This is a genomic window from Vibrio penaeicida (genome assembly GCF_019977755.1).
GTDB lineage: Bacteria > Pseudomonadota > Gammaproteobacteria > Enterobacterales > Vibrionaceae > Vibrio > Vibrio penaeicida.
Genome location: NZ_AP025145.1, coordinates 1,133,971 through 1,149,502 on the forward strand (window position 1 = coordinate 1,133,971; position 15,532 = coordinate 1,149,502).

Annotated in this window: 16 protein-coding genes; 6 read left to right on the forward strand and 10 right to left on the reverse strand. The window is 40.6% G+C overall.

The annotated features are described in order from the left end of the window. Positions 1-133: 133 nt before the first annotated feature. Positions 134-727, forward strand: a complete 594-nt coding sequence (locus LDO37_RS23340; RefSeq protein ID WP_126608166.1) for an SPOR domain-containing protein — start codon at positions 134-136, stop codon at positions 725-727. Between the two features lie 188 nt (positions 728-915). Next, positions 916-1,911, forward strand: coding sequence for a D-alanine--D-alanine ligase (locus LDO37_RS23345; RefSeq protein WP_126608167.1), 996 nt, complete (start codon positions 916-918; stop codon positions 1,909-1,911). Here the strand turns inward: LDO37_RS23345 and LDO37_RS23350 are convergent. Further along, entirely contained in the window at positions 1,908-2,864 is a 957-nt protein-coding gene (locus LDO37_RS23350; protein ID WP_224055912.1) for a tyrosine-type recombinase/integrase, read from the reverse strand. The genes LDO37_RS23345 and LDO37_RS23350 overlap by 4 nt on opposite strands. A gap of 100 nt (positions 2,865-2,964) precedes the next feature. Here LDO37_RS23350 and LDO37_RS23355 point away from each other — a divergent pair, with 100 nt between their 5' ends. From LDO37_RS23355 to LDO37_RS23365, 3 genes are all read left to right on the forward strand, one after another. After that, positions 2,965-3,315 (forward strand): DUF3319 domain-containing protein, encoded by a 351-nt coding sequence (locus LDO37_RS23355; protein WP_101115069.1) that lies wholly within the window; start codon positions 2,965-2,967, stop codon positions 3,313-3,315. 34 nt (positions 3,316-3,349) lie between these two features. Next, positions 3,350-3,661 (forward strand): stress response translation initiation inhibitor YciH, encoded by a 312-nt coding sequence (gene yciH, locus LDO37_RS23360; RefSeq protein ID WP_126607088.1) that lies wholly within the window; start codon positions 3,350-3,352, stop codon positions 3,659-3,661. 952 nt (positions 3,662-4,613) lie between these two features. After that, positions 4,614-4,976, forward strand: coding sequence for a hypothetical protein (locus LDO37_RS23365; RefSeq protein WP_126609038.1), 363 nt, complete (start codon positions 4,614-4,616; stop codon positions 4,974-4,976). 458 nt (positions 4,977-5,434) lie between these two features. On the opposite strand, the gene LDO37_RS23370 is transcribed toward LDO37_RS23365, so the two are convergent. The 9 genes from LDO37_RS23370 to LDO37_RS23410 form a co-directional block, all read right to left on the reverse strand. Next, the gene (locus tag LDO37_RS23370) at positions 5,435-5,578 is read right to left on the reverse strand and encodes a YoaH family protein (protein ID WP_101115065.1); all 144 of its coding nucleotides are present in this window, start codon (positions 5,576-5,578) and stop codon (positions 5,435-5,437) included. A 43-nt stretch (positions 5,579-5,621) separates the two neighbouring features. Continuing rightward, positions 5,622-6,767 (reverse strand): conjugal transfer protein TraF, encoded by a 1,146-nt coding sequence (locus LDO37_RS23375; protein WP_126609039.1) that lies wholly within the window; start codon positions 6,765-6,767, stop codon positions 5,622-5,624. A 63-nt stretch (positions 6,768-6,830) separates the two neighbouring features. Further along, positions 6,831-7,700: a DUF2861 family protein gene (locus LDO37_RS23380; protein WP_126609040.1), complete on the reverse strand. Its 870-nt coding sequence runs from the start codon at positions 7,698-7,700 to the stop codon at positions 6,831-6,833. Next, complete coding sequence (gene vxrB / locus LDO37_RS23385) at positions 7,700-8,359, reverse strand: response regulator transcription factor VxrB (protein WP_101115062.1); 660 nt, start codon at positions 8,357-8,359, stop codon at positions 7,700-7,702. Before vxrB ends, LDO37_RS23380 begins: the two co-directional genes overlap by 1 nt. Beyond that, positions 8,334-9,779, reverse strand: a complete 1,446-nt coding sequence (vxrA, locus tag LDO37_RS23390) for a sensor histidine kinase VxrA (RefSeq protein ID WP_224055914.1) — start codon at positions 9,777-9,779, stop codon at positions 8,334-8,336. The genes vxrB and vxrA overlap by 26 nt, the downstream gene beginning before the upstream one ends. 232 nt (positions 9,780-10,011) lie before the next feature. Beyond that, positions 10,012-11,406, reverse strand: coding sequence for a Re/Si-specific NAD(P)(+) transhydrogenase subunit beta (pntB, locus tag LDO37_RS23395; protein ID WP_126609041.1), 1,395 nt, complete (start codon positions 11,404-11,406; stop codon positions 10,012-10,014). Positions 11,407-11,420: 14 nt separating this feature from the next. Beyond that, a complete protein-coding gene (locus LDO37_RS23400) occupies positions 11,421-12,971 on the reverse strand; it encodes a Re/Si-specific NAD(P)(+) transhydrogenase subunit alpha (protein WP_126609042.1) in 1,551 nt (516 codons plus the stop codon). Between the two features lie 285 nt (positions 12,972-13,256). Beyond that, on the reverse strand, positions 13,257-13,538 hold the full coding sequence (locus LDO37_RS23405) for an HlyU family transcriptional regulator (protein WP_126607252.1): 282 nt from the start codon (positions 13,536-13,538) through the stop codon (positions 13,257-13,259). 10 nt (positions 13,539-13,548) lie between these two features. Beyond that, entirely contained in the window at positions 13,549-13,917 is a 369-nt protein-coding gene (locus LDO37_RS23410) for a late competence development ComFB family protein (protein WP_101115058.1), read from the reverse strand. 257 nt (positions 13,918-14,174) lie between these two features. On the opposite strand from LDO37_RS23410, the gene LDO37_RS23415 reads away from it, so the two are divergent. Then, positions 14,175-15,410 (forward strand): GGDEF domain-containing protein, encoded by a 1,236-nt coding sequence (locus tag LDO37_RS23415; protein ID WP_126607251.1) that lies wholly within the window; start codon positions 14,175-14,177, stop codon positions 15,408-15,410. Positions 15,411-15,532: the final 122 nt, after the last annotated feature.

A 15,532-nucleotide genomic window follows, 5' to 3' on the forward strand; every position in this document is an offset into this window, starting at 1 on the left:
AACACTAATTCCTCTAGAGCGAATATTGTGGGAATCATCACGAGTTGAGTTACAATTAACTGGGGACTGCACTTGATTCTGCGTGAATCAATGTGCATGATTTGAAAAGAATAAATTAGCGTAAGCATTACACATGAAAAAAATTTCAATTATCAGTCTTTCGATACTATTGGCAGCTTGTGCCTCGGATACATACGAGAAAGGGGTGACTAGCGAATCTTATACAGAAGATTACAAAATAGATTCGATCCAAGCTCCAATTACCCAGCAAGCACAAATACAAGAAGTTTCGATTAATGAAACACCTAAGATGGCTGCTCAAACAACAACGCCAATGGTCGCAGTCCAAGAAGAGAAGAAAGTGGTGAAACTTGCTCCTAAACCGCAAGTTCAAAAAAAGAAGATCAAGATTCTTCCGCCGACACATAATCAGCTAAAATCAAACCCACGCTATGGATATACTATTCAAGTAATAGCTTTGGATAGAGAAAGTAAGCTAGAAAGGTTTGCTAACAGACTACCTAAAGGTCAGCCAATTTGGGGCAACTATAAGCAAGTCAATGGAACCAATTGGTACACAATCTTATATGGTGACTATGCAACATCGGCAGAAGCCAAAGCGGCAATTGCTACGTTGCCAGAGGATTTTAAAAAGTTGAAACCCTTCCCTAAGAGTATTGACGCAATAAAGAACTCTGACTACCCAGTAATGGATAAGTTGAATTAATTTTCATACATATAGAAGAGGGCGAAAGCCCTTTTTTTGTGCTTGAGTTTTATAAAAAAGTATTAACAATTATCAGTAAGGCTTACATGCTGACCGGTTGCACAGCTAATTACCTAAAATTTACTGAATATTGATATGCAAACCTTTAGAATGATATCAGACAGTTTTTCATGGAAAGACCCCATAAGATGACTAAAAAAAATATTCTTTTACTTTGCGGCGGGGGATCCAGTGAACATGAAGTTTCTCTGGTGTCAGCCAATTTTATTCAGCAGCAGCTTGAGCTAAATAATTGCTTTAATGTCATTCGTGTTGAAATGACAAAAGAAGAATGGCGTTTAGACTGTGGTACAAAAACAGAGTTAGATATAGCGCATTCAATGCTAAAAGGCGATGATCACGAATTTCGTATCGACTATATTGTTCCGTGTCTGCATGGATACCCAGGTGAAACGGGTGATGTTCAGTCCATGTTTGAGCTAGCAAAAATCCCTTATCTTGGGTGTGGTCCAGAAGCGAGTACAAACAGTTTTAATAAAATCACGTCCAAGCTTTGGTATGACGCGCTAAATATTCCAAATACTCCTTACGTTTTCCTTTCCGATAACAACGAAAATGCTTATCAAAAATCAATCGATGCATTTAATAAATGGGGAACGCTATTTGTAAAAGCGGCAAGGCAGGGTTCATCTGTGGGCTGTTACAAGGTCACAAAAGAGTCCGAGCTAAAAGATGCGATTGATAAAGCTTTTTCGTTTTCTGAGCAAGTACTGATAGAAAAAGCGGTTAAACCGAGAGAATTAGAGCTCGCTGCATTCGAATATCAAGGTGAACTAATTATTACCAAGCCTGGCGAAATCATGGCTCCAGAACATGGCTTTTATACGTATGAAGAGAAGTACGGTGCAGATAGCCATTCTATAACAGAAGTTGAAGCCAAAGACTTAACGGCACAACAAGTAGAAGAAATACGTGCACACGCTAGAAAAGTATTTGAGCATATGGGGCTTAAAGACCTTTCTAGAATAGATTTCTTTTTAACTGAAGATAACGAAATATACTTGAATGAAGTTAATACGTTCCCTGGAATGACGCCCATTTCGATGTTTCCTAAAATGGTTGAGCATTACGGGATAAGTTTTACAGATTTTTTAAGCGATGCCATTAGCAATTCGCTACGTTAATCCCAAGGTTTAATCGTTACAAACTTCAGTTTTTCTTTATCCGCAGTGCCTAGCTTTCCCAAATACTGAGCAGGCATTGCGGGACTCAACCACCTGCCGAAATCTTGAATTTCTTTCAATTTGTAGCCTTGCGATGCCAACTCTTTGACAGCACCTATACGGCTAGATTGACCTGAAAATCTCTCTCGTCCTGACAATCCGAGTAGCTGGCTGCCTCTTCTAAAAATACGATAGATGGAAGAGTCATCTAGTGTGGATTCATACAGGTTTTCATGCTTATCGATGCGGCAAAAAAGAATACTGGTATCATTCTTACTTATCCATTTTCTTAGCGCGAGAGAAGAGTTGATACTCAACTCATATACCTTGTCACCCAAATGAATAATAGCGATTTCGTTTTTAAAACCGATGTTATCCATTTTCATACCTCTAAGCTCGGAACGTTTTAGTGCACACTCGAACATGACGCAATAAATTGCTAAATCTCGTATATCTTTGGCTAGAATCGACGAAGAAAGTAGATTGTACAGGTCATACAAATGCTCACTAGTAAAAGCGCGAACACTCTTAGAATCACCATGCTTTTGAAGTCGTAATTCACTTAGTAAAAACTTAATCTGACGATGATTTGTTGGGTCTGAATACGAATGAACTCGATGTATCGTACCAATGGTTAAGCAACATCTTCGTATTGAAGCAAATTTTTTCTTAGAGGATTCTTTTATTAGAAATCCCTTCACTGCAGCAATAGAAGCGGGTAGGGAAGCAACACTATTCTCTGCACAAAATGAAACAAAATGATTCCAATCATTAACCATAGACTTCAATGAATTAGCTGAATACTGATAACTTGTTATTTCATCTAACGTATTAACGTTAATTTGTTGTGAAAACTGTTTTACACTTGCGGCTCTAATTGATGAATCTGTGATCGGAGATATGTTTTTCTTCATTTTAACGCACTATAACAGGCAATAATGTTACTAATTCTACTTGCGAATCCAAGGATTACAATTATTATTAATAGAAACAAAGAACTAAGAGTTCAGCAATATGGCAACGAGTATGCACCGCGGCTTTACTTTGCAGTCATCCAACGGCGAAGTATGGCAAGTTAAAATAAAAAACAGAGTACTTTCCGGGAACCTTGCTTCAGTGAAGAAAAGCATTGATTGGTGGTGTGATACAGCATCGCTGATTGACCCCAAAGAGTTTTCAACTTTGGAAGCTAAGAAAGTCGCTGCTGGGACAGAAGAAAATTACAATGGTTTCCAACTTAAAAACGATACTGGTGCGCCTAACGCTTGGTATTGCTTCTTTAATGGTAGATTGATAAAAGGTGGAAAACTCGCCATTCAAAAACACATTGATGCACACTTGGCTGCTGCCGCCAAAAAAGGATAAAATAAATTTTTGTCGATAGGATTGAGAATCAAGCATGTCTCTCGTGTATTCAACGGAAGTTGGGCGTATTAAGCCTGAAGAAGTTAAAGAGCAACGCCCTAAAGGTGATGGTGTAGTTAGAATTCAGCGCCAAACTAAAGGACGGAAAGGTAAAGGTGTATGTATCGTCACTGGGCTAGATTTGGATGACGCTCCTTTAAAACTGCTTGCGGCAGAACTGAAAAAAGTATGCGGATGTGGTGGTTCAGTAAAAGACGGAGCGATCGAAATTCAAGGTGATAGTCGTGATAAAATAAAAGCGCACCTAGAAAAGAAAGGCTTTACTGTTAAGTTAGCCGGCGGCTAAGACTTATAGATATTGGATAGTCACAAGCCAGGTCAATCTGGCTTTTTTTATGCCTGCCGCACACATAGTCTAAGCGCTAATAATCGTGTCTTAATCTTTGATTAAAGTAATGATTATTAGCTATTTTATGGTAAATAGTATTATGGTTAAATAGCTCGAGTTTTGGTGGGTTAGGACAAAGGAAGAGGCGTAGTTCTTACGTAGGTTTACACTTAATTTAACATAAGATAGATAATGCGCACTGAATGTGTAAACCCAAAGCGATAATGTCCTAAATCTCCCAAGTAAAAATGTCTTTCTAAGCTTACTCGCAAAGATTCTTTGAAGAACGGCGACCACTTGATGTTGATTACCATTTCAGATCTGTCCGCTCCATGTCGAACAACTTGATTCTCTTATTACTTAATGTCTACGTGCACAGCGTGTGGAGATCCGAAAAATCCTACGCTACTCAGAAAATAACTATGCCCTCGAAATAAATGTTCGCATTACATTCTTTTAAAGAATGCAAGTCAAATGATTGAGAATCAAAGACATATAGTTACTGACTAATTGTCAAATAGCTGATCGAAAATCAGGCTTTGGGCTCAACATCCCATAAATTTCCGGATCAGTATCACATCTCACAGTGGATATCCCTATACATTTTTTATTTGGAATCGCATACTTAAATGAACAAACCAATAGGTTTATTTAAAGCAATATTAACGAGAATATTATAATTATGAAGTGTCGTTTCGTTCTGATTCTTGGAACTTTTATCTTGCAAGGATGTGCCGCTACAACAGATAGCAGTGATTATAAACAATCAGTAACACAATCCCACATTTCTACGTCTCTAAAAGATAGTATCAAATATTATCCTCACGCTTGGACGACGCAAAGGTTCAACGCGTATATGGAACTTCCATCGAACAAAGCTTTCGCCATTCATTGGAAAGGAAAACGAGCGATGGCATTTGGTTTTGCGAGCGGAAAGCTTTCTATAGAAGCAGCAAAAAAAGAGGCATTGCTTCTTTGTTCAGCAAGATCATCAGACCCTGAGAAATGTGAAATTGCTGCTTTTGAAGAAACAGCAATAAATATTGATACCAAAGGCTACCCTGTAGAAGTTTCTAGCATCAAAGACATAGAAACGTTCAACAAATTCAATTCCAGTAGTAGCCATTCTGCCATTGCAGGAAATCAACTCGGACTTCTAGGCTTTGCAACTGCAGTGAATTCACAAGCTGAAGCTGAAGAAATGGCTATGAGACAATGCCTTAAAAAAACGCATTATACCCTGCCCAAATGTAAAGTTATTGCTTCTAAATAACGATCACAAGTATCTAGCTTCTCAGACAAGGCTCCTTTTATAAGGAGCCTTTTTTATGCCTCAAACACACTTCGTAATTTAATTACCAAATGTGGATAAGTTGTGACTAACGTCGTTTTATATACGCTAACGATATAGCAAGTGCTTACACACAAAAAATACAAACCTATTCTTTTCGGGACAAATCAGAAACATATTACAACTGTAACTCATTGTTATTTAAGGTTTAAGTTCGTTTGTTAGGTTTTTATCCTGGTGATTACGTGTGATATTTACTATATAGCTCAACTTGTAACGTCTCAGCCCTGTAACAGAATTTTCTGAGAAGAGTGAAAGAGAGATTGTTTGACTTATGAGCTTAGTTTGGCGAATGGAGTTTTCAAAAATGCTTGTATAGAACGAGAAAGACGGAGAGGTGGAGTGTGGAGAATGACAGACATAAAAAAAGCTAGGTTGCCCTAGCCTTTCTTTTCTTCCCTAATTTCGTTTGCAATTATTTTTATTGCTTCTGCTGTACTCATTCCTTGCGCCATAAGAGACTGTATTCTCTCCACGGCTTCTTGTTGCTCTTTATGAGTTAACGTAGGTAAATCTTGGAACATATTTAGGCTCCCCTATTATCGGAAGCCGAGGATAACGAAATAGTTAGTAACTGCCAAGGAAATTAACGTAAACACCCATTGAATTGGCATTGGTATAGCTCGCACCTAAGTCCATAGTGATGATACCCAGGGGAGTTAGCCCTATACCCGCGGTGATTGTGCCTTCGTCGTTTTCTTTAGCAAGATTGGTATAGTAACCACCACGAAGTTGTAGCTGTCTCATGACATCAACTTCAATACCTGCTCTAAGCATCTGTGAATCGTCGCCGCTCATGCCTTTGAACTTGTCTCGCTTAACTAAATCGTAATCGACACTAAAGGTGTAATAATCGCCAACTAATCCAGCACCAACGGTGTAATTTGGTCTCATTTCATAGGTATCACCTATTTCAACAACTCGTCCACCTACATTTACACTCTCTTGATTGGTGACAATGTCACGTGTCATTATATTCATTGCAGACGCACCAATTCTAAAAGGTCCGTAAAACCATACAGCTCCTAAGTCTAGGTTGAATGCGGTTTCACCATCTGTAGAATCGGTGATACGTCCGAATCCGAAATTGGAAAAGGAAGCGTGACTGGCAACTGAATACACTCTTTGAATTTTTGGCGATGCGCCGATAGAAACATGTTGTCCAAACAGTGTGTAATATTTTGCGAATGTTACTCCGAGTTCAGTAACGCCAATCCCCATGACTTTAATCAGTGATTGGTCGAGTTTGTCGATATCAGGAACGGAACTAGGTGCCATATCGGCAGTGATGTATGATTCAGTATAGATTTTACCAAACACGTTCATAGATACGAATTGGTTTGGAATAGCAAAAGCAGCCGTAAGACCTATATCTAACGCTATTTCGTCGCCAACGAGTTTGTCGTAAACAGATAAGATTTCGGTTGGGTTACCAGCATCAATTGCGTCAGCCGCGTTTTTTATGTCTTGCAGCATTTTACCATTATCTGTGTAGGTTAAGCCTACACCAGGGATGATCATACCAGCGTTGTCGTCTCGTCGATACAAGGCGGCAAGAGAAGGATTATAGAATGGTGCCGATAGAAAATCAGCGGATACAACCCCTACTCCTCCCATGGCGTCACCTCGACCATCAACAGAATAGTTTGCAGCATTAACAGAACCTGCAGCGAGTGCGAGTGCGATAGTAGTGGATAAACTGATTTTTTTCATAATCAAACCGTAACATTGTCCTTTTGATCGTTATCGGCTTAAATTATCAGATCTTTAGTATTATTAATCCACCGAAATATCGTAGGTTTTACTAATTACTTGTTGATCTTCAATAGAAACTGCACCTTGCCATCGACGGTGTGTAATTGATACAGCTAATACATATCGATCTGGATCCAAATCTCTTAAAGGTATTGAGCTGGGGTAATCACTTTCATATTCTTGTGACCATACCTTTTGATACTTTCCCTCAAGAAAGTCGAATAGTGAAATGTTTAGCACAGGAAGTGGACAGTGCTTATTCAGAAGACCTGTTTTCTCCACTTTCCAGTTATCCTTGGATTGCCATCTAACGATTTGCTTAGCTTGCGGCTCCGACATAACAGCCCATGTAACCCAAGGTTCTTCATTTATCGGCTTTATCTTTAAAAGATATAACCCGCTAGCTAAACGCGCATTCAAGCTATACCGTTTTTGAAATATGTTTTGCTTAGAGGACTCTGAGCTAAGTTTGTCAAAGGATGACTCATTGGACACACTTTGTTCACCCCAGCGATCTAATTCAATCGATTCTATTTCCTTATTTCCTAATACGTCGATGATCACACTTGAATTATTTCTACCTGGAGATTGGATCATCTGACGCCTTATAACCACTTCATCAATCCAGTCTGGCAGCCCTTCAACGTTCAAGGAGCGGCCACAATCTCTCTCTATAGACTTAAGAAATAGTTGATCTAAGTGATTAGCGACGTATTTCGATGGATTTTGCTGCCATACTTCAACTATTGCTGAGAATGCTCCCTCTAAATCATCTTCTAGAAGTTTTTGGTGTGCACTTGTCAGCGAGGTTTGCTGCTCAAACCACTGATTCGTCGAGTGAGCAGTCATCGGTAAAATGCAAATTAACCCCGTAAGTAAATGGCGGAACATTAGCTTTTCATCTTATATCCGACACCACGCAACGTTTCGATGTCGATGCCTGGTAGTTTTTGTCTAAGTTGCAACACATGCGTATCGACGGTTCGAGTCGTAGGAAAGTGGTTGTATCCCCAAACGTGATCAAGCAGCTCGTCTCTTGTAAATACACGTCCTAAATTGGTTGCCAAAAACAACAGAAGATCGAACTCGGTACGAGTTAGGGTAACGTTTTCTTCTTTGTAGATGACATCACGAGTGTTTTTATCGATAACCAAATGCTCGGTTGTAACACGAGATTCATCCAATTCTTCTCCATCTGGTGCTCTCATCTGTGCACGGATGCGGGCAAATAGCTCAGCTTCCGCAAAAGGCTTGGTCAGATAATCATTTGCACCGGCATCAAGCCCGTTAACTTTGTCCTTTACGGAAACTAAAGCCGTTAGCAAAATCACAGGAACTTGTTTGATTTTCTTCCATTCTGGCAAATGAGTTACGGAATCACCATCTGGTAACTGCCTGTCTAAAATGACAAGATCAGCTTTGTCCCATAACGGGCTTACTTCAGAAATTGTTTCCGCGTGGTGGCATTCATAACCTGCTTGCTCTAGGCTTACAAGCAATCCATCCGCTAAGTTTTTATCATCTTCAACCAGAAGCAGTGTCTGTTTCACAGGGTATCTCCAATATAAATGTTGTTGGCGGGCCTTGAAGAGACATTTTGCCTCCCATTCGTTCAACCATTGACTCTACAATTGTCAAACCTAGCCCCAGTCCACTTTTACTCACAAAAGGCTTTCGAAGCGTCTTCCAATCTCTCTTAGTTAAATTACCTTGGTCGGTAACCTTAAAAATCACACAATTCTTTTTTGTTTTAACACTTAAACCAACCGGCGCCACACCATATTTGACGGCATTGTTTACTAAATTGTCTAAGCAGGTACCTAACCAGTAGATGTTCACCTTTATAGCGCTATCTTTATCTAACTCGATATGTATTGGTTGTTCTAATTCCTCAAATCTGTACTCTAGCCATTCCTTCACAGAAGGAAGCCATTCACTAGAAAGTTGTTGATTATCCGATTGCAAATAGTCCTTACTTGCCTCTGCTAATTGGCGTAATCGCCTAGAGTCTTCGCATAATCGTCGAAATTCGTCGTATACCGTTTCAGGAAGGTTCTCGAACTCTCTTCTAAAACCTTCAACGGTTAGTGACAGGCTGGCTATCGGCGTTCGCAATTCGTGGGTCAGAATCTGTAAAACTAACATCCTACTTTGCATCTCTTTGCGCTTGCTATTCCAGCGAGTAACAGCCCAACCAAGAATCAAAACAACATTGAATATCGCCAGCCCTATCATGATATGCAAAAGCAAATCAGAATGGTTTTCTACTTCCCAGCATATATTTCCGCTTTTAACGAAACAGCTAGCTTTGCCATTGTATAGCGTCGCCTTTATTTCTTGCTGTTTCAGTAATGTTTCCCACAAATCTTGGGGGAATATTAAATATTGGTCACCTTGTCGCAGCCAAAGTTCACTATCATGCATTAACATTTCAGAACCTGAGAGCAATGCCTTCATCGTGATGTAATCCATGCGCTGCAACTTGCCTAACAAACTGGATGTACTTGACTCAGGTCTCTCTTCGATGTGCATGTAGTCTTCTAATTGCTCATACATATCGGGGTGAGTTACGGCGTAACGTGCCGCATACGTACCGCCACCTGGGTGGATTAAGCCAGATCGCGCAAACCATTTAATGGGGAGCTTGGTCCCTTTACAAATAGCACGTGTAAAAACAAGAGGCTCTGTAATTAGCGGACTTAAAGGAAGCTTGCCTTTACAGGTTTCAGATAAGCTGTAAAGCCGCTGTATATCTTTTAAAGGATAATTCGCCGTCTGAGGTAGCATCGATTCAGGCGTTAGAAGCTTGTTGGGGAAATCGGACTGAATAATACGCATGTCATAGGAATCAACTGCCTTAGAGGTATCAAATTGACTTTTAAATTCCTCAATTCTCTCTGGCAAGCTTTGTGCGTAAACGGCGGATGTAAAAACGCAGCCTAAAGTCAAATATACGATATTTCTTAGCAAAGCTGTTTCGTTCTCTATGGCATTTATCGGTGAGTTCGCAATATAACACTAATAAGAATGTGATTATAACAGCAGCTCTACGTTATTAACCAATTGCTGACATTCGCGATGGTTATATTGGAAGAGTTTACACTATTCATACATAGTGACGTTGTCACATACGGCAAAAGTAAAAAAGGGAAGCTAATGCTTCCCTTCTATCATTAAGCGTATTTAAAGCACTGAGCTTGAATTACAAATGGGCAGATATTTTTACACAAGACTCTTTCGCATCCCCAAAGAGCATCTGAGTATTCTCTTTGAAGAATAGTGGGTTTTGTACACCAGCATAACCCGTATTCATCGAACGCTTGAACACGATAACGTTTTGGGAATTCCAGACTTCAAGTACTGGCATTCCAGCGATTGGGCTATTTGGATCCTCCTGCGCGGCAGGGTTTACCGTATCGTTCGCACCAATAACCAAAACAGTGTCGGTTTCTGGGAAATCGTCGTTAATCTCATCCATTTCAAGAACAATGTCATATGGCACTTTAGCTTCTGCTAACAATACGTTCATATGGCCTGGTAATCGACCCGCTACGGGGTGTATGCCAAATCGAACTTCGACGCCATGAGCTCGCAACTTTTCAGTAATTTCATGTACTGGGTATTGAGCTTGCGCTACTGCCATTCCATATCCTGGAGTGATAATCACTGACTTAGAGTTTTTCAGCATTTCCGCGACTTCTTCAGCCGATGTTTCAGTATGCTCTCCATGTTCTTCATCACCGCTAGACACCGAAACTTCCTGACCAAATCCACCCGCAATAACACTAATAAAAGAGCGATTCATAGCCTTACACATGATGTATGAAAGGATAGCGCCTGAAGAGCCAACAAGTGCACCGGTTACGATTAGGAGGTCGTTTGCTAGCATGAAACCAGCTGCGGCCGCCGCCCAACCAGAGTATGAGTTGAGCATGGAAACAACAACCGGCATATCGGCGCCACCAATCGATGCCACGAGATGATAGCCAAATACAAAAGCAATGAGCGTCATTAAAATGAGTGCGAACATGCTTCCATCAGCTTCGACAAAATGCACCAATAGATAGGCTGATACAACTAACGCAGCTAAGTTCAATTTGTGCTTATGAGGTAAATTCAATGCGGACGAATTTATAACCCCTCTTAGCTTACCAAACGCTACTACCGATCCTGTAAATGTAACCGCACCTATGAAGACGCCTAAAAACACTTCAACCATGTGGATGACGTGTTTAGCATGTGCATCAACATCTGTTACCGCGATAGCCGGTGGATCGATGTAGCTATTGTAGCCAACTAAAACAGCGGCCATACCAACAAAGCTATGCAAAATGGCTACGAGTTCAGGCATTTCGGTCATTTCGACCTTTTTAGCGTAATGAATACCAATACCGCCACCAATAACCATTGCAAGAATGATCCACACTACGCCAGATGTATCGGGTCCAAAAATGGTTGCGATAAGGGCAATTGCCATACCAGCGATGCCGTAATAGTTACCTGCTCGCGCAGATTCTTGCTTAGATAGCCCCGCTAAACTCATGATAAAGAGTATTGCGGCGACAATGTATGCGGCTTGTACTAATCCTGCAGACATGTGATTACTCTCCTTTAGTCTTTACGGAACATTTCAAGCATACGTTTGGTGACGGTAAAACCACCAAATATATTAATGCTTGCAATTAGAACGGCGATAAAAGACAAGAAGGTAACGACCCCACTCCCTTGTCCTATTTGCAATAAAGCTCCCACAACGATGATTCCAGAGATGGCGTTGGTAACAGACATCAGCGGAGTATGAAGTGAATGCGAGACATTCCAAACGACGTAATAGCCGACAACACAGGCCAAGACGAATACCGTAAAGTGAGCAAGGAACGAAGCTGGAGCGACAGAGGCAACCCAAGCAAACGCACCTACCCCTATAGCCAGCGCCGCTACCTTTTTGAAAGGTGAAGCAGGTTCTTCTTTAGCAGTTTCAACGGGTTGAGCTTTGGGTTTTACTTCTGGTTGAGCGGATACTTGTATTGGAGGTGCGGGCCAAGTGATTTCACCCTCTTTGACTACTGTAACCCCTCTTAAGACGACATCTTCGAAATTGATGTCGATGTTACCGTCTTTCTCTTTACATAGCAGTTTTAGAAGGTTGACGAGGTTGGTTCCGTAAAGCTGTGAGGATTGAGTGGGGAGTCGACCAACCATATCGGTATAACCCACAATTTTTACACCATTCGGGGTGGTGATCACTTCATCGGCTACCGTGTACTCACAGTTGCCGCCATTTGCTGCAGCAAGATCGACGATGACACTGCCCGCTTTCATACTATCGACCATTGCCTTTGTAATTAGTTTGGGTGCCGGTCGACCAGGAATAAGAGCTGTCGTAATAATAATGTCGACGTCTTTGGCTTGAGCAGCGTACAGCTCTTCTGCCTTTTTATTAAATTCATCGGACATTTCTTTGGCATAGCCATCACCAGACCCTGAGTTTTCTTGAAAATCTACTTCTAAAAACTCAGCCCCCATAGATTGGACCTGCTCTTTTACTTCTGGCCGAACATCAAATGCGCGTACAATCGCCCCTAAGCTACCTGCTGCACCAATGGCTGCAAGACCAGCCACACCGGCTCCAGCTACCAGGACTTTTGCAGGAGGTACTTTACCAGCAGCTGTAATTTGACCGGTAAAAAAGCGCCCGAATTCATGCGCGGCTTCAACCACTGCACGATATCCTGCGATATTTGCCATAGAACTTAATGCGTCAAGGGCTTGCGCTCTCGAAATTCTTGGTACGGCATCCATCGCCATCACGTTGATGTTTTTGCTGGATAACTTCTCCATGAGAGCTTCATTTTGTGCAGGCCAAATAAAGCTGATAAGGCTCGCACCTTCTTTAATCAAATCAAATTCATCAACGCCAGATTCAGGATCGACCTGAGGAGCATTTACTTTTAGAATCAGGTCGCTTTTCCAAACGTTATCTCGAGAGACAACAGTCGCGCCAGCTGATTCAAAAGCTGTATCATCAAAACTTGCCAGAACCCCTGCTTGGCTCTCAACCGAGACATCAAATCCCAGCTTTAATAACTGCTCTACCGTTTTCGGCGTTGCAGCCACTCGCCTTTCACCTGCGAGTGTTTCTTTAGGCACACCAATTTGCATAGTTATTCCCTACTAAATGCACAATTAATAATCAGTTTTTATCTAACGATGAGATTAACTTCAACTAAAACGTATTGAAAACGCTATGTTTCATTAGATATAACGTTAAAGAATGAAGGAGCCTCATCTTTATCTTAAAAAATTATCGCAATTAAATTCAGTTATGTTTTCAACTTTCAAAAAGTTTTTAATTTTTCAAAACAAATGAAAGAGCCATTAAGCATACTGCTTAATGGCTCTCAAAAAGGTGACTAAAATCAATTCGATGTGCTGCAAAAAAACTATTTAGTTGAAAATATTATCGCCCATTTGGTCAATAAACATCTGCGCCTTTTTTAGCATGAACTCATTTGCATCGGATTCAGTTGCTAAAACGTCAGATCGAATAAATGTATGTGTTTTGGTTTCGCCTGATTCAAAGGTTTTAGTTATTCGCCCGGCTATACGATACTGACCGCCTTCAGGTTTTGGTTCTTGGTAAATCAGATAACCATTATACTCAACAGGTTCTGCTTCTTGTACGACGGCTTCTTTTGAACCACCAAATAAACGAGAAAAGAGTCCCACAAATTGCTCCTTATTCTTCTTTCTTTTTTAGGATTGGTACTTCGTACCACTCTAATTCATCGTCATCATGCCGTCTAGGTTTGGTAAAAATAACAGGAATACTATCTTCAGTTCGCTTACGGCGATCATCTTTTATCATGCTTTCCGCTGCTATGAGCGCATCGTCAACCTGTTTTCTCAAGACAACAAGACGCTCCTCAGGCAATGCGGACAAAAAATCTATATCATGTCGAATATAAATTGGACGTAATTGGTTTAATGCAATACAAGCCAAATCGGCAAGTTGCTCACTATCATAACTTTCTGAATAGTCAGGTTCTCCTAGACGGTTTCCTACTAATGTCTCCATATAGTTGTGCACATCGACGCTTATTTTCATTTATGTACTTCCCTATGTTTCAATCATGACGTCTATTCCGATATAAACGCTTAATCAGTAACAAAGCCAATGGACTTGTCTCTGCTTCATCGACCTATTCGTTTTGTATCATAAAAACTAGCCTAAATGCGCAGTAGTACGCTATTTTTCATAATAAGTTTAGCAAAACGCTTGGAAATTATGTGAATAAAAGTATCCTATTCCTTTATGCTGATCCGGCTATATGTAGCTGCTGTTGACGGATTTTTTGAACTCAAATGACTTTACCTGCGATAAACGCAAACCTGGTCCGATTCCTATTCCCTTTATTCCTGGTAACAGGCATTCTCCATGGTATCGATCAACTTACCCCTCTTATCAGTCAAAACCAAGGTGCTATTGGGTTTCTTCCTTATCTATTGTTTTCTATCGCGCTGATCTTGTGCCACAGCTTTAACCAAGGCCGAATGGGCATGATAGCGGTATCCATGATGCTGGCATATTTGGTGATACAAGAAAGACTGCAGGTCCCACTAAATTTTGGAACGACCAAACTTGAATTCTCAATCTTGGCATTTTTAATGCCTGTCTCATGTATGACCGTTTACCTTTTCCCAAACAAACGTTTTTTTTCAAAGACGGGCGTCGCGTATTTACTTCTGCTTAGTATGTTCATGGGTTGGGCATACCTTACAGTTGAGCACTTTTCACAAAATGGGATGGATCATTTATGGGAAGGCATCTTATTTTCGATTCCCCAAGTATCAAAACTTCCATTTTTAGCGGTTTTGTACAGTGTAATTTTTGTTGGCATTTCTGCAATTATGGTACTAACACGTCGAGAAGCTCTTGATTATGCAGTATATAACTGCCTATTGTTGTCTACCGTCACGTTTGGATTCTTTCAACTGTCGTATATTTCGGCTGTGTTTTTCTCTCTTGCCGGTATTTTGCTGATATACAACATCATGTCTACTAGCCACTCACTGGCTTTTATCGATCAGTTAACCGAGATCCCCAGCCGAAGAGCATTGGAAAACGAGATGGGTCATTTAGGTCGAAATTACTCGATTGCTATGCTGGATGTTGATCACTTCAAGAAGTTCAATGATACCCATGGGCACGATACGGGAGATGATGTACTTCGTTTGGTCGCAAAGACACTTAAAAGCGTCGAAGGTAAAGCCAAAGTTTATCGTTATGGTGGTGAAGAATTCACGGTGTTATTTAAAGGAAAGACCGCAGATGAATCTTTTCCTTTTCTTGACGAATTAAGAGAAAACGTTGCCAGCTATGACATGGTTGTAAGAAATCGCTCTGATCGCCCTAAAGATGATAAATTGGGAACCAAAAAGCGAGGCTCTAATAATACTGAGAAAACAGTGAATGTGACGATAAGTATCGGTGTAGCGGATAGTTCAGATATAAAACACCCTAAAAAGGTACTTAAAGCAGCTGATGAGGCACTATATAAAGCGAAAAAAAGTGGACGAAATTGCGTCGTTACTAGTTGAGTCTGTTGATATCTCTCTTTTTAAACACATATCCTTTCATTGTTGTTCCGAAAATGGTCTAAGATCACACCTTTATGTTGTTCATTCATAATTCGCTAGCCTACTCTTTTAGTTTACGGTAA

Excerpts from the sequence above, each read along its gene's own strand:
- LDO37_RS23340 (WP_126608166.1), top strand. The coding sequence starts at position 134 with ATGAAAAAAATTTCAATTATCAGTCTTTCGATACTATTGGCAGCTTGT.
- LDO37_RS23345 (WP_126608167.1), top strand. The coding sequence starts at position 916 with ATGACTAAAAAAAATATTCTTTTACTTTGCGGCGGGGGATCCAGTGAA.
- LDO37_RS23350 (WP_224055912.1), bottom strand. The coding sequence starts at position 2,864 with ATGAAGAAAAACATATCTCCGATCACAGATTCATCAATTAGAGCCGCA.
- LDO37_RS23355 (WP_101115069.1), top strand. The coding sequence starts at position 2,965 with ATGGCAACGAGTATGCACCGCGGCTTTACTTTGCAGTCATCCAACGGC.
- yciH (WP_126607088.1), top strand. The coding sequence starts at position 3,350 with ATGTCTCTCGTGTATTCAACGGAAGTTGGGCGTATTAAGCCTGAAGAA.
- LDO37_RS23365 (WP_126609038.1), top strand. The coding sequence starts at position 4,614 with ATGGCATTTGGTTTTGCGAGCGGAAAGCTTTCTATAGAAGCAGCAAAA.
- LDO37_RS23370 (WP_101115065.1), bottom strand. The coding sequence starts at position 5,578 with ATGTTCCAAGATTTACCTACGTTAACTCATAAAGAGCAACAAGAAGCC.
- LDO37_RS23375 (WP_126609039.1), bottom strand. The coding sequence starts at position 6,767 with ATGAAAAAAATCAGTTTATCCACTACTATCGCACTCGCACTCGCTGCA.
- LDO37_RS23380 (WP_126609040.1), bottom strand. The coding sequence starts at position 7,700 with ATGTTCCGCCATTTACTTACGGGGTTAATTTGCATTTTACCGATGACT.
- pntB (WP_126609041.1), bottom strand. The coding sequence starts at position 11,406 with ATGTCTGCAGGATTAGTACAAGCCGCATACATTGTCGCCGCAATACTC.
- LDO37_RS23400 (WP_126609042.1), bottom strand. The coding sequence starts at position 12,971 with ATGCAAATTGGTGTGCCTAAAGAAACACTCGCAGGTGAAAGGCGAGTG.
- LDO37_RS23410 (WP_101115058.1), bottom strand. The coding sequence starts at position 13,917 with ATGAAAATAAGCGTCGATGTGCACAACTATATGGAGACATTAGTAGGA.
- LDO37_RS23415 (WP_126607251.1), top strand. The coding sequence starts at position 14,175 with ATGACTTTACCTGCGATAAACGCAAACCTGGTCCGATTCCTATTCCCT.